Source organism: Maribacter orientalis (assembly GCF_900109345.1).
GTDB classification, from domain to species: domain Bacteria; phylum Bacteroidota; class Bacteroidia; order Flavobacteriales; family Flavobacteriaceae; genus Maribacter; species Maribacter orientalis.
On the sequence record NZ_FNZN01000001.1, the window covers coordinates 729,875 to 756,019 of the forward strand.

Genomic DNA, 26,145 nt, shown 5'->3' on the forward strand with positions numbered 1-26,145 from the left:
CGCTCCTCTCCCCTATTGTTTTACCAAAATTCTCTTAGGCCAGAAACCCTTGTTTTTATTGAAAATTCGTTTAGACTTTTTTAACCGTTAAATTTGGATTACCATATAAATGCATCGCTAATCTTCCTTCAGGAACAAAAAAAGCATTCGATATTTCTTCTTTATATTTTGCTAGTTCAGCATTTGCCATATGAACAGCCGCGGAAAGCTTATAACCTTCTTTAAAATTGCTAAAAAACACGTTTAACCAATATGAAGGAATAGTTATTTCCAATCTCCAAAAGGGTGCTATTACCGCTTTATAGCCAAGTTTTAAAATATCATAGCATAAAGACGTTACGCTATTTGCAAAGATATCTTCGTTAGTTAAACCTGAATTACAAATAAATAGAATTGCAATTTCTCCCTTACCGAATAGCGAGTCTACATCTAAAACGGCACTTTCAGAACTATGATTAGTATAAATGGCTCTGAAATTATTAAATCCAATTTCTCCGTGAGCAAGAAAAATATTCACATCTGTATCAATATAGTGACTTAGGTTTCTCGATTCAATTATTTTGGTGCCGTTATTATCTAAAATAGGTTTGAGTTTACTAAAACTAGAATTTATTGGAATATCTCCATCTTCAATGGGTATCCAAGCGGTTGAAGAAAAATTACTTGGCAAACAATATTCATTTCCATTTTTAATAAACCATTCAACGGATATAATATTTGTTACAGGTACATTTGAACTTATAAAGTCTTTGTTATTAATTATTAGATTGGATGGAAATTGCGTTAAATCAAGACTACTTGAGAATAATATTTCATCATAATCAACTTCAAGTTCTAAGTCAAAAAAAGAAAGGGTATCTAAGGTGTTTTGATATTCACTTTCTTGCTCTCCAAGGTCAAAATATTTTTTTGAATCAAAGAAGAAATTTTCTTTATGTTTAATCCATTTTCGCATTTTGGAGTAATCCCAATTGGACAACTCTTTTAACATTACTTTATTATCATGAGTAATAACTATGGAGTACAAAGTTTTATCATGACTAAAAACCCATATAAAAACTTGATTATGTTTTAGCTTTAGGTTTTCTATTATAAAATCATAATAATTTTCTAATCTTTGTTTTATTTCAGTATTAACATCTATCGTAGCTCTTGTAATTGTATTATATTCAAAATATTTGTCATCATAAGTTAATGTGTTATCGTTAATAACTAAACCAGAAAGTAGTATGCTTTCAATATCATTTTGTTTAACAGCTTCTGTGAGCAAAAGCTTTACAGGAAGTTCTAAATGTTTTATTTCAAATTCAAAATCATTCGATGTGTTTGTTTCAAAAACGCTTTTAAGTAAACTTATTAAACCTCTCTTATTTTCTTTTATATTTCCAAAGTGACGTTGCTTAATTGATTTATAGCTGTCACTTTTTACTTCGCTTTCAAGGCTTTTTATAGTATTTTCAATTGGCTTATCGAACTCTTTCTCGCCTAAGTCTTTGTATCTTTTTATGTTGTACAGATAATTTAGCCAAGGCAAAATACCTTTTTCTTTAAAAGAAATGATTTGAGGTAAATTATTTTGTAAATAATTTAAGGACTCATCAATAATATCTGTATTAGCCCTTAAATTCTGAAACCTTCCTAAAAAATAACTAAGCTTAAACTTTTGCTCGTCATATTTTTTAAGTTTTATCTCGTCTAATATTTCGTTTACTGAATCCATCATTTTGGGCAAGTGAAATTCCCTGAAGAATTTCAAGGCATTGTATAAGGAATCTGTAATAATTGAATATTTGAAATTAGCAAACCTTATGAGGGCAGTATAATACAATGCCCCATAGATTACAGCCTCAAAATTATTCTTTTGATAAGTAAAACACTTAAACAATATACCCCAGCCATAATGATGTTTTTTCTCTTCTTTGGAAATCACTAAAATCTCTTCACTAAAATTTCTTGCACGTTGAAATTTACCATTGAAGTTTAATGAATCTACCATGTTATAACATACTGAGTAGAACTCATAATCTAAAGCATATTTCTTTTTAAAGGCTTTAACAATAGAAATTTGCATAAACATAGTTTCGAAATCTCCATCAGCTAAACTTTTTGGACCAAGAATTGATAATACGTTTAAAGCTGAGGATATCAGTTTTTTTTCTTCAATTTTGGTAAAAAGATTCTCTTCTATTGTAAAATCGAATAATCGAATTTCATTATGTCTCTTTTTAAATATTTTGTCAAGTAATGGAAAAATCTCATCGAATTCAAATTCAACAAATTTGAATGATTTATCCTTTTTAATCTTAGTGTAAGAAACTTTTGAAAATGCATTCGTTAAAGCATAAATCATATGGCTAAACCCCTCAATTTTTGCTTTTTTAATGATTGTATATAATTCAATTTTAGATTTAGATAGCTCATAATCTCCGTAAGCGATAGACATTAAAATATTGTTTAGAGAGTATGCAATAGAGTCGTCATATAGTTCATTTTTTCTTTTATCATGGTCATAATAATATTTGTTGTTAAGAGCGTTATCTAAAACTCTTAATCTATTGTAGATATCATGACTACTCTCAATTTGGTCTATTGTGTCAATAGTTATTTTTATATTAATGTCATCAGGGGTAACTTGGATTTCTTTCCAAACCATTTTTTGAAAAATTGATACAATTGGTATTGGAGATGTTAAAAAATTAATGAAGTTCGAGTTAAATTCATTTTCATCTGAATAATATTCTATTCTGGATATTTCCTTCTCTATTTTCTTATTTTTATTGATAGCAATTTGGACATTTCTAAATTCTCCGGTAAAAAAATAATTTTTAAATAAGTGAAAATCAAAAGTGGTTATATTGTTAATGCGCAAAGAGCTAAGAGCATTATGATTTGAAATCATAATTGGAATTATTCCTTTATCATTTATCCTAGAGTTTAAAAATGCAGTTTTACCTGCTAAATCATAAGCCCTATCACCTATTAATTTTATTACATCATCGATTTCTTCAGACTCTATAGGATGGTTGTAGCATATCGGTTCAATTAGTATATAATAATCTTTTAATTCGTAGAGCAAATTGTTAGTTAAATCGATTGAATCACTAACTATTGTGCTTAAATCAACTTTAGAGAAAGAATATTTTATTCTTTCTAGTTTTAACTCCTTTTCGATAAATCTTTTTAGAAGGTTTTCGCTATCTCTGATTGAATAACCGGCTGAATAAATTAATTCTTCTACCAGCAAAGAATAATTAGGGGCATTTAATGTTACTAAACAGAAATATAAAGTTTTATCGATTTTATAAAAAGGCTTTCTCCATAAGTAAGGTTTTTTGTCATTGGAGGTTATGGCAGAAATTATTTTTTCAAGGGTTTCTCTTTCATAATCTGTACATTCAATCAAAAATTCAATTAAATCCTTTTCATTAATTCGTGACGGGGTATCGTAAATGGACAAAGTACCATTTGTACTTAATTTTTCAGATATTAAATTAATGAAGCCAACTATTAATATTAAAACTTCATTTATATCCATTAATGTCAAACCATTGAAATGCTTTATTTTTTCTTCTTGGAAATGATAAAATCTTATAAAGACGTTTGCATCTGCAGATAACTTTATAGAACTCTCTTTAACAGTACCTTTGGTAATGTTCAAAAACCCATTTTTAATTGATAAAGATTTAGCTCCAATTTTATCCTTGTGAACTTTGTTATAAATACCACTTAAGTAATACGAAGTTTCATTTAAATTACTGTGTGTTCTTATGTCGGCTGCTTGCGTAAGTAATTTAATTAGTTTTAGGTTTGTCGTAATTTTAAATTCATCAAAATTTGGATTTGATTCAAAATCTCCATTTTCGAAAAGTAAAATCTCATATGATGATTCAAGATTCAATAAGACATTTGTATTAAACCATATATAGCTAAAGTATTTCCCAAATTCATCATCGGAAGGATTAATAGACGGAGCAAACAAATTTTTAGAAAATTTCCAATCATTAATCAAAGAAATTAAGAAACCTAAAATATCCCCACCTATTTCAATAATTTGCTGAATATTGATTTCACTTCCATTTTCTTGTTTGAACTTTGAAAACTCTATATTTCCGACGGTTGACGCATCATTTTCTTTGATATACTGCGATAATATTTTAGGCTTAATCTCTATTAGGTGTTTATTAATAGCTCTATGGCAAAAGTCTATAGTTTCAATTTTCGTTAGATTTAATCTGGTAAAAGCATCAACAATGTTTTTCTGTATTTCAATATTATATTGATTGCAAATGGCAATAAATTTTAAAACTTCTTCTTCTTTTTCAGTAACATCTTCTCCAAATTCTTTTGCAGTCCTTTTTAAATCAAATTTCTTTGAAAATGGTTTGGCATAATCTTGATGCAAAACAGTAAGAATTCTATCAGAAACAGGTGGTTTTTGCATATTTTAAAAGTAAAATTTGTAGCTAGGAACTAGCTCATAAGCCAACTACAATATAGATAATTTTAACAAGTAGTTATTTACGGTTTTCCGTAGTCAAATTAAATATGTAGTAAAATACCATTCCACACACATTGCCTTCCCTCCTGCCGTCGGTCAGTTAATAAGTGTTTATTCATAGCTTACTTATTGTTTTTTAAGGTATTCATGAACCTAGAATGAGATTTGGCTAGCGCCTAATCTTATTCTTCGATTTCATTACCTTTTCAGAAGAAGTATTTATAAGTAAAATTTAAAGAAAGTGCAGTGCCAAATACCCAGGCGCACCAAACCGCTCAAAAAATATATGGTCTCCCAGACCTTATATTTTTATGTTGTACCCAAGCAACGTGTCATAACGCGGAACATTATAGAATATTTTGAGTCATAAGTATATTACCCATAATACAGTAATCAGTTAGAGAAGTCATGTACCGATTCTACTTTCCCGAATCTTAGGGCAAAAAACCGGTAAAATATTGGAACAGGGTCTTTGATGAAAAATTTTAAACCGGTATGTTTTATCAAAAATTTCCACCTAAATAGAACTTTCTTTTTTTGTTTTAATTTTAAACCTTTTAGACTCCAATAGCTACATTCATTAAATTTTGGCGTTATCAAAGTTTGCCCTGTACTCAACTTATAGGATAATTCTGGAAAATTGAAACCAGCATGTAACGACGCCTCAAGCGACAACCAAAACCTAGGATTAATCTCAATAACTTTGAATTGTTGTGCATTCTCGTCAAATCTCAAATCAATGTGTGCAATACCAGACCAATTAAGCGTTTTCATGAGCTTTTCTACCACGGAGAACAACTTGGGTTCTTGAACAAAGACATGTGCATCAGAAGGTGAAAAACCAGAGGCGTCACTAAGAATACCTTTTTGAATGGTGTATGTTAAAATTTCACCTGCTTTACACAATACGCTACAATCAATATCGTACCCTTCTATATATTCTTGAATAATGTGTATTCCTAAAAAATCGTTATTTTTAAAATGGGTTTTAAGCGTATCCATGTTTTTAAAAAGATGGATATGCTTACCCCCACCATACCCTATTGTAGGCTTACTTATTACAGGAAAATTTAATGTTTCTATTTTGTTCAATTCCGCCATATTTGATACTAAGCATCCTTTAGGATATGGAATGTCGAACGTATGTAAATGCTGAGACAGTAGTGCTTTATCATTAGCAGTATCAAAATTGTCAAGCTCAGGTAATAGCATTAACTTTTTTGCCGCTTTTAATTTGCTCTTGTGTAGTATTAGTTTTCGAATACTATCCTCAGATACGGGCATAATAAAATCAATACCGTGATTTTCAACTGTATTGTCAATCGTATGAATCCAATCTTCATCATTTTCAGTTTTTGGAGAATAAGAAAAGTGATTCACAAACCTTGAAAAACGCATTGGCGTATATTTTAGATTCGAAAGCAGATATATTTTGAACTGATTTGAAGCTGCTAAACAATTGATAACAGGTGTTGCTAAAAAGCCTTGCCCATCAGGAATCAATATCGATATACAATCCTTTTTTTTCATTTTTAACCTTTAGTTTTTTGTTTTTTCCACAGCATCGGAAGGAAAAATAAAATACCTGCCCAGATCATGATAACCTGAGTCATATGCATAATTTCATTATTAAAAAGAAAGCGAGTGATAAAACGGCTAAGAAAATCTAACCCAAATAGAAATATATAAAAATTACTGCTGTACATTAAAAATATGCGAATACCGCTCCAATTAAACGCTTCCTTTTCAGAAGTACGTATTTCAAACCAATTAGATTCCAATTGGGGGCTATCATTACTCCAGATTATGTGTTTATTAAAATTTAGGCTAACCAGTACCTTTTTTAATTTCAAAAATCTGTTGTCATCTATCGCTACCAATAGCTTTTCCTTAGGCCAATTTAAAAAAATGAGTAATCCTAAGACAATATCTTCATAAAAATGACCAAATCGATTAATCGTTAAGGTGTAGAGTAATGTATGAAAAATAAGAATAGTCCAAACTGCAATTTTTTGTGTTTTCTTATTTAATATTAATAGGGCTATGGCAAATTCAATGAACATAGAACTCCATGATAAAAGCTTTGCAAACATCATATCTGGCAGGCTTGAAGCAATAGTAATATAAGTCTGATTCTCGGAGGCATTCCGCAACCAATTGTCCATAAATTGTCCGGTCCACCAATCCATTTGAGGAGCTTTATTTATTACCGCCCCAAGATATATTAGTGCAAACTGAACATATAATAACCAAGGACTGTGCCTCCTGTCCGATACTCCTGCCAATAGAAAAAAACAACCTAATATGAACAGGTGATTTCTAAATATTGGTTTTGAAGAAAGTAAAACCAATAACGTTGTTATTCCCATTAAAAACGCCATAGTTCTCACCCTAACATTAAACAACAATAACATGCCTGCTGTCACAAACGTGACTCTGCAAACGATTTTAAAGACATTTGGAATGTTGTGAAATTGGTCAAAAACCTTAATAAATGGAATATGAGGATTATCAATAGATCCAACAAAACCATACAAGCAAAGTATGATAAAAGCAAGCTTGCACAATAAAAGAATATTGGGTAGCATGGCGGTATTCGTAACTCGCAATGGAAAGAATTGTTGTGATGTAAGACTGCCTATTTTTTTGGAAATCTCCATACTTTTTCTTCATGACCATTTGTACTGTAATGCACTTGTACCTGTGCATTATCATCTATTCCATTAGTAGTCTCATACTGCCGTATTAAATCGAAAACATTATCTATTGCTCTTGGTTCCCAACCAACTGCTTGGTAATGGTACCTATTTTTTATGTCTTGCTTTGAAAGTAACTCACCATTTATTTTTATAGAAATAGCATAGTTGGTATGTTCATCATACGGAGCCCAGCAAAAATACCGTTCCGGAACAAATCGGGCATACACAATAGAACCTACTTGTAATAGAAGGAAAAGCATTCCAAGGGCATACTTAAATTTCATTCAGGTTTTATTTTGGTCGGTTTTGTAGATCAATGTAATGAAATACAGGATGGTCAACCGAAATAGAATTAAAAATCCGTTGTAACTTACAATGTCAACGACAAAATCTTTTTTTACCAATTATATTCTATAACCCAGATTAGAAAAAAGTATTTCTAACCCTGTATATACCTAGACCAAATTAAAGATGTCAAATTGCCGCTGGCAAACGCTCGATTGCTTTTTAAGTTCTGAAATGCTGAATACGTATTTTAAATTCAAACACAATTTACAGCCGCTCGCCAACGCCAAAAAAAACAAAATTTTAGATTCTTTTGAAATACTCGTTTTATAAGAATCTGTGCGTCAATACATTCCTCTAAAGATTGTCATCGGCTTGCCGCAACAGCTCAAAATTTTGAAATCGACATTTTAGGAGATTCACGAACATCTCTAAATTCGATGATTGGATAAACTAGTTAATAAAATAAAATTCCTGAGCACTTGCTGCCCTCCATGTGCCTAAAAACTCTTCTTTAATTTCTATTTGAAATAATTTTAAGAAATTAGGTTTTTTGGCTAACCTGTAATAGGGTTCATTCAAATTTTGAAGCATCCAAGTTTAAAAATCGTACTGCATTATTGAAAAGGATATCCCGTTTTTGTTCCTCTGAAAGATAGTTTGCATTTTCAATTACCCCAATAGAAGTTTCCAATAGTTCTGGCCAAACCATTAGATCGGTGCCATATAATATTCTTTTGGCGAAGCCGGCTTGTACCAAACGTTTTAGATAGGCATGTATTTCTTCCAAAGGGTAACTCCAAATAAACCCTGCCAAGTCAACATAAACATACGCATTCGCACCCATTAACGCGATCATTTGATCTACCATTGGGTAGCCGGCATGCATCACCCATATTTTTAATTTGGGATGTCTGGCCAGCATATCTTCCAATAAAAAAGGCTGCCCCAAGGATGCCCTATATTTAGGAGAGCTAATATTGGCCATACCGTTACCACCTGTTCCCATATGAATACCAACTGGAACACCAAGCTCTTCCGCAACACCAAAATAGGCATCTAATGACATATCGCTTGGGGACATGCCTTGGTATTGTGGGGCCACTTCGCCCATTACTTTATAGAATCCGTTAGAAAGGGAATCTTTAAAGGCGGCCACCGTCATCTGTTCTGGATTGCTTATTCCCAACGATGGAATAATATGGTCAGGTGCGGCGCTATGCCATTTATGAATAACATCGGCATCACCACTTACCACCATGGTAATGTTCAATTCCTTATTTGCCCTTAAGATTGCTTCCTGCATTTCTTTATCGGATTTAGCAGGTTTTAAAGGGGCCACGCAATTGGTATTTATAAAGGAAGGTGGTTCTTGATTGGGTCCGCTCCCCGGCATATCCTTTAAAAACCACGGACACATTTCTGAAGAAAAATTAGGGTTAGCTTTCATGGCATGTACATGTACATCTATAATGGGAAGCCTTTTCTTAGATTCCTGTGCCGAGCCAATTCCCGTATACAGTATAAGAAGTAGTAGTAATGAAAATGTTTTTAAAATAGGGTTGTTGGTTAAAGGTTTCATTTTATTTGTTTAGCGTTACCGTTGGTAATTTATTTTTTTAATAGATTTTTAATGATCAAGTGCCCTTAAAATCATGGACAAGATGAAGCATGATTCTTTCATGTAGGGATTCATAATTATTTAAATAACATGGGAGCAAACTCCGATAGATATATTCGCCAATTGGTCCATGTATGTCCTCCGGTACTTTCACGATAGGTATATTCAAAATCCTGCTTGTCCAATGCCTCGCGCATGGTTACGACACTTTCATAAAGAAAATCATCTTTTCCACAGGCAATCCAATACAATTTTGGATTAGCTTCCTTAAGGTCTAAAATCTGTTGTTCACGTTTTGAGTGGTCCACTTCTATTCCAAATCGACTTAAATCGGCAAACCCCATACTCATCACTCCAATATAATTAAACAAATCTGGGTTGGTGAATGAAGTATTCATGGTCTGTAATCCACCCATGCTTAAACCGGTCAGAGCACGATTATCCTTATTGGCCTTAACCTTAAAATTCGCTTCAATATATGGAATCACATCATTGACCAGACTTTTTTCAAATAACATACTTGCCATGTTGTTTCCTGATTGTTCTACATTTGGCAACTTAGGGGTTACCGTTATGGCAGAGGCTTGGGAAGGGTTTCCATTGGTCATAACCACGATCATGGGTTCGGCCTCACCACTGTTAATGAGGTTGTCCATAATCGTTGGCGCTGCACCAAGTGTAGGCCATGCCTCTTCATCACCACCACCACCATGAAGTAAATACAACACAGGATACTCTTCAGTAGATTCATGATAACCTGGAGGGGTGTAGACAAACATGCGGCGCGTTAAATCTAGATTGGGTGAGTCATACCAAATTTGGTGTACACTTCCCTTTGGTCCGGTTTTGGCCCAATATAGGTCTGATGCCTCACCTGGAACATAAAGTAAACTTTCCGTCCTAAAAATACCGTCACGGGCTACTTTTAAATTAGAAGGGTCCAACGTGGTAACACCATCTACCAAAAATGTATATCCATAAAGTTCAGGTGCCAATGGACCAACTGTGGTCGTCCATACACCCATATCATCCTTAGCGAGTTCGACCGTTTGTCTGATCATACCTTGATTTCCATTTGGAACCATGGGCATCCAATTGCCCGAAAGAGTTACATTTTCGGCCTTTGGTGCTTTAATACGAAATACAACTGAATTGTCGGCTTCCAATTCGGGAGAGACCAATCGTTCCGTCTGGCCAACTTCTTGGGCGTTCATGGCCAAAGGAAGCGTAAGTAGAATTACCATTATCCTGAACAAGAGGCTAGGTATACTTTTGAAATGAAATTTAGATAAACACATAGTGTTGTTTTAGTTAGGTTTGATTAGTTGATAAAGGGTATGTTTAAAAATGTACCCCTTTAATTTTATAGCTACTTCCCTTTTTGGGACACTGCTATAATTCTGTTAAAAAATTAAACTATTGAAATATAAACCCTATAAAATTATTGAGTTTTGTCAATTATTAAAGCGCAAAATAATCAATTATTTAAATAATCAATAGGTTTTAAAAGTTAAAGTCTCATTTTGAGACAATAACATTTAGTGTTAGGAATATAGTAAACCTTTCTTTGGTTAGATTAACTGATTTGTCTTGACATTTATAATCACTGCGATTTAGAATAATCAACAAATCATAGTCCGCAATTTTATGGATGATATGAAGTCATCATTATGCCTAGTCTTTTTTGAAATTTCGATACTTAAAAGCTAAGGTCTCTATCACAAGTCGATAGCTAGTGCGGTTCAATGCGGATAATTTCCAAGAAATAAGAAAGATTTCCATTCCACACACAATACATTCCCCTCCTATCCTCCTTCGCAAAAAAAACTTAGGCGGACAAGCTAGTTGGCTCTCATAATACGTGTTTATTCATTGCTGGTTTATTGTTTTTTAAAGGTATTCATGAACCTAGAATGTAATTTGGCTAGCGCCTAATCTCATTCTTCGATTTCATTACCTTTTGAGAAGAACTTTTAAGAATAACTATTTAAAAAAGTGTAGTATTAAATACTTTGCTTTCTTAAGCAAAATGTCATAACGTCAAATAAAGAAAAGCTATTAAAATTATTAGACTATTACCTCTTAATTAAAATTAAGAGAAAGATATTTCAAAATTCTCGTATTCAATGAAAAGTCCTAATTGAAGGTCGTTTTCTTAGCAATTTTCTAGGTTTAATAATACAATCTAAAATCAAGTAATTTGCAAACATTGTAATGTCTTTGGTGCAACTCTTCTACAATAGCTAACATATCATCATCTTCTTTAAATAAGTTAAAGAATGCTTTATCAAGATTTGAGCTACTTATTCCATTAAATTCATTACCATAGCCAGAAACACCTTTTGCGCCAGTGATATCCAAAAAATACTGTGCTTCCTCTTCGTCCAAATCTAAGATTTTGGCATTTGAAAAATGTAAAATTTTTCCTTTTAACCTTCCTTCAAAAATTTCCGCAATTTCTTGTAAACTATAGTAGTAGTCATTTAAACAAATACTATTTGCTTCACCTTTCATGACCAAGTAGATGATTTCATAGTCCTTAAAATTATGATCATCCAAGACCAGTGCATTTAAGCTATCTTCTAGACCTTCAATGGTGTCGCACGTTTTATAAATACTTGCTATTCCATATTTCATGGCCAATTGTTCCAAGTTTTCTTGTACTTCGCTAACCTTGTCCGTTTCTATATCATGAACCCCTTCTAAGCAATAAATGAAATAATCAGTATCTATAGATTGTTCTTGGGGTAATTGTCGTCTTTTCTCTAGCAAGATTCTGAAATTATATGAGACACAAAATTACTGTAACTCTTTTATTCTTTTTAGCGTTTTCGTATAAAATTCCATTCCACACACATTATACTCCCCTCCTGTCGTCGGTCAGTTAATACGTGTTTATTCATTGCTTGTCTATTGTTTTTTATAGGTATTAATGAACCTCGTCCCTCGGTTTAATTACCTTTTGAGACGCGAGAAAAAGTGATCACCCACTGGGTAATCACTTTTTTCGGCGAGATGAAGTGGCGCCAAAGAAAGTGTAGTACCAAATAAGGCCAGCTCGCTAACGCTCTCAAAAAAGTGAAGATTCTCAATCTTCACTTTTTATGTCGCATATCGCAAGACATTATGGTTCAATTATAGCAAATTCTCGGATAACGCGTTTACGGGCCATTTTACAGAGTTGCATCTAGTGCGCCAAAAGCAAAACTAAATACTTATTTTCTAAATGCAAATGCAGCGTATTCATGAGCACCTTCACCCCGTCAGAGTTGTTACAACAACACTTTTTTCATGCCCTCTTCAATGTTTTTAAAGATATAGTTCCAAGAAGATTTGGTCTTATCTCTTTGCACTTTTACCGATACCTGTTTAAAGTCCTCTCCCCTATGTTTTGAGTTGGTGGACACCAAAACGTTTGCCAAGGCAGATAGCAACTTCTTTTTTTTACGTGTACCTGGTTTCAATAGAAAAATACTGACATCGTTAAACTTGCACTTTAAGTCTACGGTAGAGGTATCGCCATTGCCATAAATATTAAAATACACATCTTGCATGATGCCTTCCAGACGGGTATCCGCGTAGGGCTGTGTAAAGGCATTAAGCTTATCCAGGGCCAGCCCATGCAATTCCCCTTCAAAAGTAAAAACATCGCTGGGGTCCAACACGTTAAAGCTCCAAGTGCCTTCAAAAGGTGCACTGTCCATAAACAAGGTGGTAAGGCGCACTTGGGTATTATCTTTATAGGTATTACCCAAACGGGTAATGTCAACGTTCATTTCATTGAACTCCAGTTTGCCCCCTTCATTCTCCCACTTGGATCGTTCTACATACGTGAACTGGGCATCCTTTAATTGAAGGCTGTCTATTTGTATGTTGATGGGGGATTCCCGTAACAGGCTACTGTACATGGGTTTTTCACTATAACTATCGGGCAGGAGTTTATTGCGATAGATTCCTATTTTGGGTTGTACGATGCTTATTTTCTGGGCAGAAAAAAAGATTAGGTCTTCCTCCCCGACGCTATCTAATCCTAATTTTTGAAATTGGACGGAATCTATGGCTATGGTATAATGGTCTTTCTCTTGAAGGAGACCTGCATCAAAGTCGGTCTTGGAAAGTGTTGTACCATACGTTATACCAGAAAGATACGTATAGTTATGGTCACCATTCACTTGGGCGATCTTTAAATTCTCGTAGGGTGATATTTTAATGAAAATGGAATCTGACCGCACGTCATAATCCTCGCCAATAAATGGGATGGAATGGGCTATGGTACGATCGGAAACTTCAATGTCCGATACGTCTAAATTGAAATTTTTAAGGGAAAGCAAGAGCGAATCTGTTTGACCATCATGGATAGTTACGTGACTTTCGTTGAGGACCAGGTCTTTCAATTTAATGGCCAAACCTAATTTCTTCCCGGCAACCGTATGATCTATGAGGGTACTGTCTATTGGAGCTGTTTTAAATGCGGCCTGGGGCCTATTCAACGAGATGGATTCAATGTCCAAATTACCCGTGAACAATAGATTTAGATAACGGATATCGTTGATTTGGAAGTTCTCTAGGGTCATATCGCCAACGAAACCAATGTTGGCCTCTTGGGTTAGTTGTACCGCCGGATTTTTAAAACTGGCCGATCCCTTAAGAATATTCAAGTTTATGTTGTCATGGGTTATTTGAATGCCATACATTTCTTGCTCTTTCAGTAAATCATTCAATCTAAACTTCAAGACCTGTCGTATGGCAATATAGATGCAAGCAAAGGCAGCTAGAAAAATTAGAATAGTCCTTACTTTTTTATTCATTAAGTGGAAGGGATTACGTAATGTTTCTTTAAATATAATGAAAAAATAAATTTTCAGTCCTCGCGTACCGTTGAAGTACTTTAAGGAATAAGAAATTCGCAACACGTAATTATATGACTACTATAAAACGGTATCATCAGGAAACCCATTCCACACGTATTATTATGCTCCCTTCCTCCCGATAGCTATCTTGATTGAATCGCATAATACCTGTTTATTCATTGTTTATCTATTGTTCTTTATAGGTGTTCATGCATTTCCTCCGTCGATGTCATTACTTTTTTCGGCGAGATGAAGTGGTGCCAAAGAAAGTGTTGTACCAAATAAGGCCAGCGCGCTAACCCGCTCAAAAAATATAAGGCCTCCTAGACCTTATATTTTTATGCCGTAATCAAGGCTCAAGCTGTATAACTCGCAACATTAAAGAACATTTATAGTAATGGTTTAGCCATTTGCTCAAGCTATAATCAAAAAAGATGGCGAGCAGGCGAAATTCTACAAATTCTCAATCCAAGTAGCTATACTACTAACCTGGTTTATAAACGTGCCAACTGAGCTGTTGAATTTTTACTTTAAACCAAGTATGCGTTTAAATGTACGTAGTTCACATTTATAAAACTTGATAAGAATTTTCTGAATATTGTTTTCTTTAGTTGTATTGATCATAGTACTGAAAATTAGGTTTATACACCATTAGTATAAAACAAATAAAATTTGTCACACTATAGCCCAATTAAATTATTGGGCTAGTTATATTTATTTGGGTTCCATTTCTCTTAAATAGTACTACTTGTTTTTTTTAATGATTTAATACCTAGCAGTATTAAGACTACTATTAAAGCGATAAAAAACATACTTGTTGAAATGCTTTTTATTACTGAAAAGATACTGGTTGTAAGAACCGCTGTTTTAGTAAAATCTGGATAACTGCTAAGCATTGAGATAATTCCGATGTTTTCGAGATAATCTGCAATTCCTGCAATAACGAGCAAAAGGCATAGAAAAATAAATGGTGTATTTAGTTTGTTTATTTTGTTTAGAAAATATGCCATTACTAAGCAATAGGAAACACCAAATAGTAATGGATAAATCATATCTACAGGTATTTGGTTGGTTAGATACGTTTCTCGTCCATTTTCCCCAAGAGTACTGAACAATTTGTTCACATAATTGAAATCATAGCCTGTTGGCATCATATCTAATAACTTCATTCCATTAGAAAATGCCATTGTATTCGGAATTGTAACCATTAGCATAAAAGCATATACTAGATTGGTTAGAATGAATAGCCAAAAAACTTTCTTTCCTGAAATATGTTTCTCAATATTTTTTTTCAAAATCACCATGTATAAGATTTACATTTCATTTATTGTCAATACACTATTGAAGATTTGATTTGCTATAGATTACGGGCATCTGCCCTTTCCATTTAGTCCATAAGTCGTCGTCAGTAATTAAACTAGCCATAAAGTGACCAACATTTATACGACTCACTTTGCCTGCATTAAAAATGGCACTTCGTGTTGGTGAAGCATATATTTCGTAATTGGACACTTCTTCCTCATCAATCAAGCTATCTGGTCGAACAGCAACCCATTCTATAAAACTATTGTTTTGTCCAATTTGTGTTCGTAAATATTCGGCAGCTTTTTCGTTATCAACATGAGGTGGTAATAACAAACGAAGCAAACCAATAACACATTTTTGAGCAAAAGATATAGGTTCGTATACGTCGCGATTACGATTGCCTGTAGTGTTCATTAAAACAAACTTTGTTGTGCTTTGCAACTTGTTTGATTTTATAGCATTGCATAAGCGTCGTGTAGCATCTGTCACCAGTTTTCTTGGTTGTCCGTAAACGCCTTTCCAAGTTAAATTATGTCCCAGACAGGAAGCAACAGCATTACAATCCTTAACTATTTCCCGCATTTCTGTATCACTTAAATCTAATAAACTAGCAGTGATGATTTGCAGATTATCATTGGTTTTCCATGATGCTGGTAGCTTTTCAGGAGATCTTACAATTACTTTTACTTTATTTTTTTTAAATAGAAGTTGTTCTACTAATTTACTGCCTGTAGCTCCACTTGCTCCTACTACTAAAACTGTCATTTTGATTTTTTTTGATTGACCTGTATTCCTTTAATTCTATAAATTCTCTTTTCTCGCTTTCCTCCAAAATACAATAGCAAAAACGCTAGCGACAATTGGAATCATAAAACCGTATTCATCGATCCAAAATGAACTACTATCATTCGTTGTTGTCATTGGAGTAAATACCTTTTGAATGAAAATGTTATGCACGGAATGAAAAAGTGCTGCTGGCCACAAACTATTAGATTTAAACGTGTAATAGGTCATGATAATCGAAATGGCAACAATCATAATCGTAAAAGCTGCAATATGAAAGAAAAGCTGACCGCTTCCGTTATACATTAACCAAATTATTGGCCAATGCCAAATAGACCAAATCAAGCCACTAAGAATTGATGCACCTTCAAAGGACACTACTTTTCTAAGTTCGAACACAAAGAAGCCACGCCAACCAATCTCTTCTCCTAAAGTTGAACCAATATTTTTAACGACACCAACAATAGCTAATAGCAAAATCATAACTGTCACTACCATAGAAGTATTGGATCCTGTCATTCCTAATTCTTGGGACCATGCAGCAATCGTATCTTGGTTTCCAAGATTTCCGAAGCCAAATACCCAAATTAAGATATATGAAATGGCAATATAGCTTACAGGTAATATATAAGATAGCTTTAAATACGTAGGATCTTTTAAACTCCATGGTAAGCTTGAAATGGAGCGTTTCATAAGTTTTAAAGTTATAAATGATGCTATAGCAGGACACATCATTAATGCGCCAATGTAGATGCTAGTTGTATTTAACTTTAATATTGCATAGTAACAAATTGTACTAAGTATGGTAAGAATACCTAAAAATATAACTATCGTTTTCCAGGTTTGATTATTAGCGTTGTATGACTCAATCATGATTAGTTGGCTATTTTATAAACGACGACATAGCGTATGACTTGTTACATTTCTGCTATTAATGTTTTATAAATACTTTGCTTTACGTAAGATTTTAATAACTCGTGTATGCATTATTTGTAATAAATTCCGTTGGGAAGATGTCGGATGGATTAATAAGTGCTTTATCTTCCTTGTCTTCAGAAAAGGAAAATACCATTACCTTTCTAAATTATTATTTTGAAAAGAAAAGTTTAAAGACAGCCACCACCCATTACTATAACAATCACCTTTATCAGCTCTCTTAAAACAAAAAACCAGCGACATGCGCTGGCTTTATTTGGTTTAACATATAATCAATATGTAATACTACCTGCTGCACTATGCCTCGCTACTCCTGCACCGAATTCTCCATTACCAACAACATCCATTCTTCCTGTTGCTCCATCAAAACGACCAGTGCCACCAACTATATCAAAACCGCCGGTATAGGTGCCCGCAGAATAGGTTCCATCAGCAATACTTTCTGGTGAAAACGTAATAGTGACCCCTGAAGAAGTGTATATTTTATCTCCGTTGGCAGCAACGATGAGGTCGACACTTGTTTGGGTAGCCTGCGATTCAGATATAAAATCAAAACTTGTTATAATGGTCTGACCGGTAAATTTGCCCGCATGTGACATGTTACCAGAGAAGTCAGCCCCCACGAGTACCCCGCCTTCAAATCTGTCAATACCTACATAGGTATTTTTTATAGGACGGGGCTTTTTGGCTTTGGCAGCCACTGCTGTCAGATTGGTCGTTTCGTCCGTGTTTATAGCTTCGGTAGAACAGGATACCACCGATAAAATAAATGTTGATAGCAGGGCTAATTTTAAAATAGCCTTCATGCCATTCTTACGCTTTGTTTTCATACTTTTTCAATTTAAAGGGTTATATAATAATTCAATTAGGTATATATGAGCAATGGAGTACGATGTTCATGTTGGAAAAACCGCACTATTAAGCGAGCTCTTTCCATTGGAGAAACTATTTCTGTTGCTGGGGGAATGTCAGAAGTAGGGAATTTGAATTAAAAAGAACTTCTGATCTTGAATTGAAATTATCCTATTCAAAAGAAGCACACAAATGGTATGGGACGAATAGGCGCTTTTACTATCCGAATGTACCTATTTTGTTATCAGGGGTTAATTTTTAAACTTACAATGCAATTGCCACTAACCTTATTCAGCATGAAAATGGAAGAAATAAATGACTAATGCTGGCCTATGTTCATATCTAAAAGTCCGAAATCCTCGATTGCAAAGTCAAAAAATTTATTAGGGTCTACCCTATAATATGAGTTGGAAATTTGATTAAGAGGGTCATTGGCAGAAGTTCCATTATCTACCATTGCCGTAACTGCATAAGATCCAGCCAGATTAGCTCCATTCGTAGAGCCTTTTGTGACAATAACACCAATAATTTCGGTATTTCCATCAACAGTCATGCAATCTATAAACATATGAATACCTACTGTATCGTCATTGAATTTATCAACCCATTGCCCCATAACAGTTCCATCTGTTTTCATCTTAACGACCAATGAAAAACTTTTGCCACAACCTAAGTTCAAGTCCAAGAGTAACACATGCGTCGTTACTTCCAATAGATGCATGATGAATGATACTCTTACTAGCTACTTTTAAATTAGTGCCAAATAAATCAGGGAGCAAAACTATACCATAGGGAACTAAATTTTCTCTCCTATATAATCACTAATTTGTGTTATCCTGTTTTAGTTTACATATTTCTATTCGTCTCGTAGTATACAATAAAATATACCGTCATTCATTCGTAACTTTGCCAACCTGATTGAGCAACATTTACATCTAAAAACAAAGACATGATAATTCCTAAGCTACATTATACACCCCAAGGAAACTCACCAAAAGAGGTTTTGGGAAATATACAAAAGGCGTGTACTTCTGGTATTGAATTAGTGCAATTAGGTTTAAATAATGTTTCAGAAAAAAAGTTTTTAAAGATAGCTGAAGAGGCTAGAGAAATCACTTCTCATTTTCAAACAAGATTAATCATTGACCATCAGTATAAGATTGCTAAAGCCGTTAAAGCGGATGGCGTAGTATTAGATAAAACAGCCATTTGCCCTACTAAAGCGCGAAAATTTCTATACTCTTGGCAAATAATCGGTGGTACAGCAAATACCTTACAAGAGGCAGAAACACTAGTTACTAAAGAAGTTGATTATATTATGTTAGGTCCCTTTAGAACAACTACAAACAATGATAACTCAAATACCGCCTTAGGTTTAAATGGGTATAAGTTACTAGTTGAAGCTCTAAAGACCCAAATGCCCATTATTGCTTTTGGAGGCATCACCACTGCAGATGTTACTGCGCTATTAGAAATGGGTGTTTCTGGTATTGCTGTTTCGGAAGAAATTAATCGCGATTTTGAGAATATAAAAGTATTTAACCAATTATTAAACGCCTCTTCAACACAAGAACAACGGCATACTTTTGAATAAAACAACTACTGTAATTTAAAAGAATGCTAATAAAGATTTCTTTATATCCATCTCATTTCACACAAATAAATAGCCTGTAATTGTATAGTAAAGAATTCATGCACTTCTACTAAAATTGGGGATCACTCCCCTACTCTCGATAGCTCTCGGGCTTAGGTCGCATAATACCTGTTTATAAATAGCTTGTCTTTTATTTTATAAAGGTATTTATGCATCTCTAAATAAGATGTGGCATAGGCCTCATTTCATTCTTCGATGTCATTACCTTTTGAGGTGCGATAAAAAGTGATTACGCGGTGGGCAATTACTTTTTTCGGTGAGATGCAGCGATAGAAAAGAAAGTGAGGCGCCAATTTCTCCACCGCATCAACGGGCATAAAATTAAGAGGTCTTCTAGACCTCTTAATTTTATGCCGTAAATCAAAATAGCAATACGTTATACGTTTTTGAAATGGTTACACTCTTTTTTTGTATTACACACCAAGCTTTCCAAAAGAAAGCCATATGCAATAGCCTTCCTAAACGGTGATCTGTTAACGCGCCATATAAGAGGTAAGTGCAGCGTCTCCTGTTTGATAATACACTTGTCCGGTAATATCGTCAACCGCATATAAGGGCTCACGGTCCTTACCAAGATTAATTTCACCCGCTACTTTACCCGTAGTTTTGCTCACTTTTAACAAGACGATGTCTTTTTCTTGTTTGGACATAATGAACATAAAATCCCTACCTTGTTTAGTGGCTTTGAGTCGGGCATTCGCCTTTCTAAAGGCAGCACCGGCATAACTTGAGGCGGCATTGCCTAAATCCCCATAGGCGTTTCCTATTTGAGATACCAGTTCTCCTGCTGCTTCGTCTTTTTGACGTACGTCATTTTCGGCTGCGGCCATAGCCCCTGAAACATAGTATGAGGCGGCACCAATATATGCGGCCCTTACCGATGAGGCATATAGCAAGGCACGTTTCCAGCCCGCTTCCTTGGGTGCGGCATAGTATTCCTGATAGACCAGAGATCCATCAAAATTAAATTTGGCAACATTCTGATCAGAATGTATAAAAATACCATCCTCCAAAATTTCTAGATTCGATGGGGATTCCTTCCCCTCAAAGCGAAGTGCTACTTGTGAAAAATCACTGACTTGACCATTTGACTTATTCACAACTTTTAAAAGTCCGGAACTGTAATCAAAAGCATAGATTTTATCTTGATGCTCAGCGGTAAGTCTAGGACTGGTTTGAATACTTTTGTTCCACTTGAGTGTACCCGTATGATGGTCCAAAATGTTCATGGATTCGGTCGTAATATATAGGATTGCATTTGCCAGTGGCACAATACCGACGACTGTACCTTCTACTCTGACTGGTTTTTCAAAGGTAATGGCCCCAAGGGTTGGGTCTAAATAATTGAGGAAATCTTTATTGGCAGTTCGCGATACCAGCAAAATACCATCACCGGAATCTAAATAATCATACACTCCGCCTTTGATGGCAATACCACGGCCCTTTTTCCCCCATAGACCTTCACGGGTCTTATAGTCGAACAGGTTTATTTTTGTTCTATTGCCATCATCGGGCAATACAAGCATTCCGTTATCTAAAAAACTAACCTGGCTAAGCGCCCCATTTACCTCTAATTCTTCATTCCATACCAAACTACCATCATTGATATTATACGCGTTATAGTGATTGGTATAGTTGATGGAGGTAGTACCGGAAGATGTAGTCATGCCGCCTTGTCGCTCTTGTTGTGACCCCAAATAGAAGACATCACTGCCTTCGGGCTGGTAATAGTCTAGTTGTATATCCATATCTTGGGAAACATGCTCCGCGGCCTGCTTCAATAAGGCGCCAAATTTCCCCATTTTGTCTATTTGCTCCGCTTCCCTGGAGTTCGTTTTCTTCCAAATTACATCTCCGGTATCTGTATTGAGTTTGTAGTTGTTGAACAAGGTTACGATAAGAAGTTCTTGATTATCCAGTTCATTGGCAGTAACGATACGGCCAAATTTTTCATTCATGGACCATGATAAACTAGCATCTGACATTTTTACGGAAACCATCAACGGTTCTTCATTGTAATCCGTTCCGGAAACAAGAATCGCATCTGAGTTATACAATAAATGATAGCTCGCAACCTTTTGAAGTCCGGCATTTTTAGAATTAAAGACTTCGTTGCCGCTAAACTGATCGATGAGATGTAAGCTATGGTCTGTGGTTACCGAAAAAAAAGGGCTATTGGGAAGTTCTTCGAAAGCCGCTCTCTCGAGATTACCAAAGGCCCTTTTTCCCCAACTAATTTCTCCTGTTTCGGTATCTATACCAATCAATTCTTCTCTTGAACTAACGATAAGGTTGCCCAGTGAAGTAACTTCTTGCCATAAAATTTTAGTAGGTACCTCTTTGTTCCATTTCATCTCTACCTGAGAAAAGGATAGTAACGGAAACATCATCAGTAATAAAAAAAGTAGTTTTATCTGTCTCATAATCTGGTTTTTAGTCTAGATAGAACGCAGTACATGTCTGTTTATTACTATCTATTCTACTTTTCAATTTCAACGCTATCAGAACCAAATTTGAATCCTATAGACCTAAATGCCTATACCATTAAAAAACGTAGTTGTACTCTAGGTCTCCGTGATGAAGAAAACAGCTTGGTCGATATATTGCGATTACAAATACGTTAAAATGAACAGGAATAAGTAAAAGGGTTTTATAGCATGCTTATTTATTAGAATTGGTTACCTTATAGTATCATTAAAATAGAGACACTGCTGTTCTAGTAAATGTCGAAGATGAATTGAATTTCCCTCTGGAAAATTTTCCATATCAATTCTAAAAATTTGGCAGTACATACTGAATTGCGCAAATGCGATATTTATCACCTACCTATTAGAAAAACCGAGTAATTAAAATAAAAGGAAAGCAGTCTATGCTTGCTTTTGGGCTGGATTATGTCAATAGTTAACAATTACGTCAAAAGAGGTAATCTATTAAACCGAAATGGTTTTTATTTAACGAGATATTAATTAGAAAAATTAAGAATTTGAAATACATATCACTACTTATTTTATTAGGATGCCAAACCATCTTTGGTCAAAACCTTTATGAGCAGTCCCAAGAAGGAAACAATGACAATCTGCTAGTTCACGAATACACCTTGATCATCAAGGAAGAAATGGTAAACAAAGCAGGAAAAGAGGTAAAGGGAATGACCGTAAACGGCACAATCCCAGGCCCAACTTTGGAATTTACCGAAGGCGAGTATGCGGTCATTTATGTAAAAAATGATATGAGTGTGGAAACATCCGTCCATTGGCACGGAATTATCATTCCCAATTTTTTTGACGGTGTTCCCTATTTAAGCACGCCACCCATTCGCCCAGGCGAAACCTTTAAATATGAATTTCCAATAACGCAAAATGGCACCTATTGGTATCATTCCCATACGATGTTACAGGAACAAAGTGGCGTTTTCGGCTCTCTTGTTATAAACCCAAAGGAAAAAACCTTGGATTATGACAAAGATTTGGTTTTGATGCTTTCAGACTGGACAAATGAAAAACCAATGAACGTACTGCGAAACCTAAAACGTGGTAACGAGTGGTACGGAATGAAAAAAGGAACATCCACCCCACTTAACAAAGTAATTGCTCGTGGTGCATTTGGTGCACAGCTCGATTTTTGGAGACAACGAATGGAAGGTGCTGACATAGCGGATATTTATTACCCAGCCTTTTTGGTCAATGGACAGCAACAGCCCGAATATCCCGATTTTAAAGCAGGGGAAAAAGTCAGGTTGCGAATCATAAACGGTTCGGCATCCAGCCAATTTTGGATGACTTTTGGCGGAGATATGCCCACGCTGGTTTCTGCCGATGGCCTTAATGTTGAACCTATACAGAAGAACAAAACGTTTATCGCTATTGCGGAAACCTACGATTTTATTGTAACCGTTCCACAAAACGCAAAAATCGAGTTCAGGGCAATGGCACAAGACGGTTCGGGTACTGCAACTGCAAATATTGGAAACGGAAAAGTGCTTCCTGCGGAAGTAGTTCCGAAACCCGATAAAATTAAAATGATGCAGAAAATGGCAAAAATGGATATGAAAATGGGTGCACACGCTTTAAAATTCCAACCAAAAAAAGATGAACGCTTTGAAATGAAAAAAGAATATGGAATGAAGATGGATGTAATGAATATGGATATGTCCAAAGATTCAACGATGAATGAAAAAGTGGACCATTCCAAAATGGACCACTCAAACCTGCCTGCCGGCAAGGAAGAAGTGAATATGGAAATGTCCAAAAATTCAGAAATGAAAATGGATGATTCTGATATAACAGGAATGGATATGTTTTCGGAATATAATTATGATTACTTGAAGTCTTCCGAAAAAACAACCTATAACAAAGATGTTCCAGTTAAGGAAATCTTGTTAAACCTTACGGGAAATATGAACCGTTACATCTGGAGTATGAACGGTGTTCCACTTTCCGAAACTGACCAGATAAAAATCAACCATAAAGAGGTTACAAGGATTACGTTAAACAACCTTACGATGATGCACCACCCAATGCACTTGCACGGACACTTTTTTAGGGTCATCAACAAGAACGGCGAATATTCGCCTTTGAAGCATACGGTTAATGTGCCACCGATGCAGGAAGTTACGATAGAGTTTTATGGCAACGAGTATGGAGATTGGTTTTTTCATTGCCACATTCTGTACCATATGATGAGCGGGATGGCAAGGGTTATCAGTTATAACACGCCAAGAGACGACCGTTTGAACGGTTATCCCATAAGTGGATTGCTCACTGAAGCCGATAAATATTATACGTGGGCTATGGTGGATGCCGCATCTCATATGACCGAGTTTAACTTTACAACTTCCAACATTCGTAATCAGTTCAATGTGATGGCAGAATATGGATGGAATGAAAATTTGGAAGCAGAAGTTACCTACGAACGTTATCTACACGATTATTTAAGAGTGTTTGGCGGTGTTAATATTGAAAATGAAATAGAAGATAGTCTGGATGAACTTTCAACCACAGCAATTGTAGGAATTCGATATTTAACACCTTATCTCTTTAATCTTGACGTGCGTATAGATACTAAATTGAGGCCACAGATTAGTTTGAGCCGTGAAATAATCATTTTCCCAAGAACCGCCATTTTCGGCAATTATGAGTATCAAGCAGATTTTGGATGGGTGGACGACCTTCCGGCAGCAGACAATTTTGCAAACGAAGTTGTTTGGAACGCAGGTGTGGAATATTTTTTATCACGAAACTTTTCATTGATGGCAAGCTACGATAACCGTTTTGGTACAGGTGGCGGACTATCAGTAAGATTCTAAATATGAATACTAACTATAAAAAAAACAGTCTATCACTAATAGGAGCTGTAGCATTGGGTACCGGTGTAATGATTGGTGCCGGAATTTTTGCCTTATTGGGTCAGGTCGCTGAACTGTCAGGTAATTTATTTCCACTTGCCTTCATTGCTGGAGCCATAATCTCAGGATTTAGTGCTTATGGTTATATCAAAATGTCAAATGCTTTTCCATCTTCTGGTGGAATAGCGATGTATTTGGTCAAAGCCTACGGAAAAGGAACTGTTGCAGCATCAGGTGCGCTTTTAATGGCGTTTTCAATGATAATCAATGAGAGTCTGGTCGCCCGTACTTTTGGTTCTTATACCTTACAGCTCTTTAATGTGGGCAACAACAGTGTTTGGGTACCCATACTGGGGGTAATCCTAATTGTGGGTGCCTTTCTAATTAATATTTCTGGCAATGAAATTATTGGAAAGTCATCATTAATTATGGCAATCATTAAGATTGGAGGCATCGCTATTTTTGCAATAGGAGCGCTCTGGGCTGCTGGCTTTTCTTTCCAAGATGCTATTTCATTAAGTAATTCAACGAATTATGCAACAACAGATTATTTAGGTGCATTGGCTTTATCTATTTTGGCGTATAAAGGATTTACAACTATTACAAACAGCGGTGGAGAAATTGTAAACCCTAAAAAGAATGTGGGACGGGCAATTATAATTTCTCTTTCAATATGTACCGTAATATATCTATTAGTGGCATTTGCAGTTTCCTCTAATTTAACTATTTCAGAAATTGTATCAGCCAAGGATTATTCATTGGCCGAGGCTTCGAAGCCAGCTTTTGGTCAATACGGATTATGGTTCACCGTTGGTATAGCAATAGTAGCTACCATATCGGGAATTATAGCCAGCATCTTTGCCGTATCAAGAATGACAGCAATGTTAACAAAAATGAAGCTCATTCCTCATAAACATTTCGGAATGCCCGGTACTATTCAAAAGCACATGTTGGTTTATGTTGCTGTTATTGCAATTGTACTAACTATATTTTTTGATTTAAGTCGTATAGCATCTTTGGGTGCCATATTTTATTTAGTAATGGACATCGGCATCCAATGGGGTGTACTGCGAAACTTAAGAAAAGAAGTTAAAGCTAATTCAGCCATAATTATAACGGCTATTTTGTTAGATGTCATAGTCTTAAGTGCCTTTTTATGGATTAAAGCGAGCACTGACAAAACGGTCATAATTGTTGCACTAGTAGCAATAACGCTTATAATTTTAGGAGAAAGATGGTTTTTAACAGCCAACAAAAACAACAAGGATTCAGCATAAAATATATATATAAATAATTTAAAATTAAATAAAATGAAAAA

The 26,145-nt window shown here is 35.0% G+C and carries 17 protein-coding genes; 3 read left to right on the top strand and 14 right to left on the bottom strand.

The features are described from left to right. Positions 1-70: 70 nt before the first annotated feature. The 13 genes from BMY56_RS03240 to BMY56_RS03300 form a co-directional block, all read right to left on the bottom strand. Positions 71-4,441, bottom strand: a complete 4,371-nt coding sequence (locus tag BMY56_RS03240) for a hypothetical protein (protein ID WP_091619773.1) — start codon at positions 4,439-4,441, stop codon at positions 71-73. A 450-nt stretch (positions 4,442-4,891) separates the two neighbouring features. After that, positions 4,892-6,028, bottom strand: coding sequence for an ATP-grasp domain-containing protein (locus BMY56_RS03245; RefSeq protein ID WP_091619776.1), 1,137 nt, complete (start codon positions 6,026-6,028; stop codon positions 4,892-4,894). Between the two features lie 2 nt (positions 6,029-6,030). Further along, on the bottom strand, positions 6,031-7,158 hold the full coding sequence (locus BMY56_RS03250; RefSeq protein WP_091619779.1) for a hypothetical protein: 1,128 nt from the start codon (positions 7,156-7,158) through the stop codon (positions 6,031-6,033). Then, a complete protein-coding gene (locus BMY56_RS03255) occupies positions 7,137-7,481 on the bottom strand; it encodes a hypothetical protein (protein ID WP_091619782.1) in 345 nt (114 codons plus the stop codon). Before BMY56_RS03255 ends, BMY56_RS03250 begins: the two co-directional genes overlap by 22 nt. A gap of 575 nt (positions 7,482-8,056) precedes the next feature. After that, positions 8,057-9,064 carry an amidohydrolase family protein gene (locus BMY56_RS03260; RefSeq protein ID WP_091619784.1) on the bottom strand — a complete coding sequence of 336 codons (1,008 nt, stop codon included), beginning with the start codon at positions 9,062-9,064 and terminating at the stop codon, positions 8,057-8,059. 116 nt (positions 9,065-9,180) lie between these two features. Beyond that, positions 9,181-10,401, bottom strand: coding sequence for an esterase (locus BMY56_RS03265; RefSeq protein WP_091619787.1), 1,221 nt, complete (start codon positions 10,399-10,401; stop codon positions 9,181-9,183). A gap of 874 nt (positions 10,402-11,275) precedes the next feature. Further along, entirely contained in the window at positions 11,276-11,875 is a 600-nt protein-coding gene (locus BMY56_RS03270; RefSeq protein ID WP_091619790.1) for a DUF6642 family protein, read from the bottom strand. Positions 11,876-12,375: 500 nt separating this feature from the next. Continuing rightward, positions 12,376-13,911, bottom strand: coding sequence for an AsmA family protein (locus tag BMY56_RS03275; protein WP_091619792.1), 1,536 nt, complete (start codon positions 13,909-13,911; stop codon positions 12,376-12,378). A 776-nt stretch (positions 13,912-14,687) separates the two neighbouring features. Beyond that, the gene (locus BMY56_RS03280; RefSeq protein WP_394332493.1) at positions 14,688-15,248 is read right to left on the bottom strand and encodes a hypothetical protein; all 561 of its coding nucleotides are present in this window, start codon (positions 15,246-15,248) and stop codon (positions 14,688-14,690) included. A gap of 43 nt (positions 15,249-15,291) precedes the next feature. Beyond that, positions 15,292-16,023, bottom strand: coding sequence for an NAD(P)-dependent oxidoreductase (locus tag BMY56_RS03285; RefSeq protein ID WP_091619797.1), 732 nt, complete (start codon positions 16,021-16,023; stop codon positions 15,292-15,294). Between the two features lie 36 nt (positions 16,024-16,059). Continuing rightward, positions 16,060-16,914 carry a CPBP family intramembrane glutamic endopeptidase gene (locus BMY56_RS03290; RefSeq protein WP_091619800.1) on the bottom strand — a complete coding sequence of 285 codons (855 nt, stop codon included), beginning with the start codon at positions 16,912-16,914 and terminating at the stop codon, positions 16,060-16,062. Between the two features lie 335 nt (positions 16,915-17,249). Continuing rightward, positions 17,250-17,807, bottom strand: coding sequence for a hypothetical protein (locus BMY56_RS03295; RefSeq protein WP_091619802.1), 558 nt, complete (start codon positions 17,805-17,807; stop codon positions 17,250-17,252). 341 nt (positions 17,808-18,148) lie between these two features. After that, positions 18,149-18,550, bottom strand: coding sequence for a hypothetical protein (locus BMY56_RS03300; RefSeq protein ID WP_143057770.1), 402 nt, complete (start codon positions 18,548-18,550; stop codon positions 18,149-18,151). A gap of 228 nt (positions 18,551-18,778) precedes the next feature. On the opposite strand from BMY56_RS03300, the gene BMY56_RS03305 reads away from it, so the two are divergent. Then, on the top strand, positions 18,779-19,423 hold the full coding sequence (locus BMY56_RS03305; RefSeq protein ID WP_091619807.1) for a thiamine phosphate synthase: 645 nt from the start codon (positions 18,779-18,781) through the stop codon (positions 19,421-19,423). 533 nt (positions 19,424-19,956) lie between these two features. Here the strand turns inward: BMY56_RS03305 and BMY56_RS03310 are convergent. Continuing rightward, positions 19,957-21,906 carry a PQQ-binding-like beta-propeller repeat protein gene (locus BMY56_RS03310; RefSeq protein WP_143057771.1) on the bottom strand — a complete coding sequence of 650 codons (1,950 nt, stop codon included), beginning with the start codon at positions 21,904-21,906 and terminating at the stop codon, positions 19,957-19,959. A gap of 551 nt (positions 21,907-22,457) precedes the next feature. Between BMY56_RS03310 and BMY56_RS03315 the strand changes: the two genes are divergently transcribed. Beyond that, on the top strand, positions 22,458-24,788 hold the full coding sequence (locus BMY56_RS03315; protein ID WP_091619813.1) for a multicopper oxidase domain-containing protein: 2,331 nt from the start codon (positions 22,458-22,460) through the stop codon (positions 24,786-24,788). 2 nt (positions 24,789-24,790) lie between these two features. Next, the gene (locus BMY56_RS03320) at positions 24,791-26,104 is read left to right on the top strand and encodes an APC family permease (RefSeq protein ID WP_091619816.1); all 1,314 of its coding nucleotides are present in this window, start codon (positions 24,791-24,793) and stop codon (positions 26,102-26,104) included. Positions 26,105-26,145 lie beyond the last annotated feature (41 nt).

Bases quoted from the DNA above. Each gene is read 5' to 3' on its own strand.
- BMY56_RS03305 (WP_091619807.1), top strand. From the start codon at position 18,779: ATGATAATTCCTAAGCTACATTATACACCCCAAGGAAACTCACCAAAA.
- BMY56_RS03300 (WP_143057770.1), bottom strand. From the start codon at position 18,550: ATGCATCTATTGGAAGTAACGACGCATGTGTTACTCTTGGACTTGAAC.
- BMY56_RS03290 (WP_091619800.1), bottom strand. From the start codon at position 16,914: ATGATTGAGTCATACAACGCTAATAATCAAACCTGGAAAACGATAGTT.
- BMY56_RS03250 (WP_091619779.1), bottom strand. From the start codon at position 7,158: ATGGAGATTTCCAAAAAAATAGGCAGTCTTACATCACAACAATTCTTT.
- BMY56_RS03245 (WP_091619776.1), bottom strand. From the start codon at position 6,028: ATGAAAAAAAAGGATTGTATATCGATATTGATTCCTGATGGGCAAGGC.
- BMY56_RS03295 (WP_091619802.1), bottom strand. From the start codon at position 17,807: ATGAAAACAAAGCGTAAGAATGGCATGAAGGCTATTTTAAAATTAGCC.
- BMY56_RS03255 (WP_091619782.1), bottom strand. From the start codon at position 7,481: ATGAAATTTAAGTATGCCCTTGGAATGCTTTTCCTTCTATTACAAGTA.
- BMY56_RS03275 (WP_091619792.1), bottom strand. From the start codon at position 13,911: ATGAATAAAAAAGTAAGGACTATTCTAATTTTTCTAGCTGCCTTTGCT.
- BMY56_RS03285 (WP_091619797.1), bottom strand. From the start codon at position 16,023: ATGACAGTTTTAGTAGTAGGAGCAAGTGGAGCTACAGGCAGTAAATTA.
- BMY56_RS03320 (WP_091619816.1), top strand. From the start codon at position 24,791: ATGAATACTAACTATAAAAAAAACAGTCTATCACTAATAGGAGCTGTA.
- BMY56_RS03240 (WP_091619773.1), bottom strand. From the start codon at position 4,441: ATGCAAAAACCACCTGTTTCTGATAGAATTCTTACTGTTTTGCATCAA.
- BMY56_RS03265 (WP_091619787.1), bottom strand. From the start codon at position 10,401: ATGTGTTTATCTAAATTTCATTTCAAAAGTATACCTAGCCTCTTGTTC.
- BMY56_RS03260 (WP_091619784.1), bottom strand. From the start codon at position 9,064: ATGAAACCTTTAACCAACAACCCTATTTTAAAAACATTTTCATTACTA.
- BMY56_RS03310 (WP_143057771.1), bottom strand. From the start codon at position 21,906: ATGAGACAGATAAAACTACTTTTTTTATTACTGATGATGTTTCCGTTA.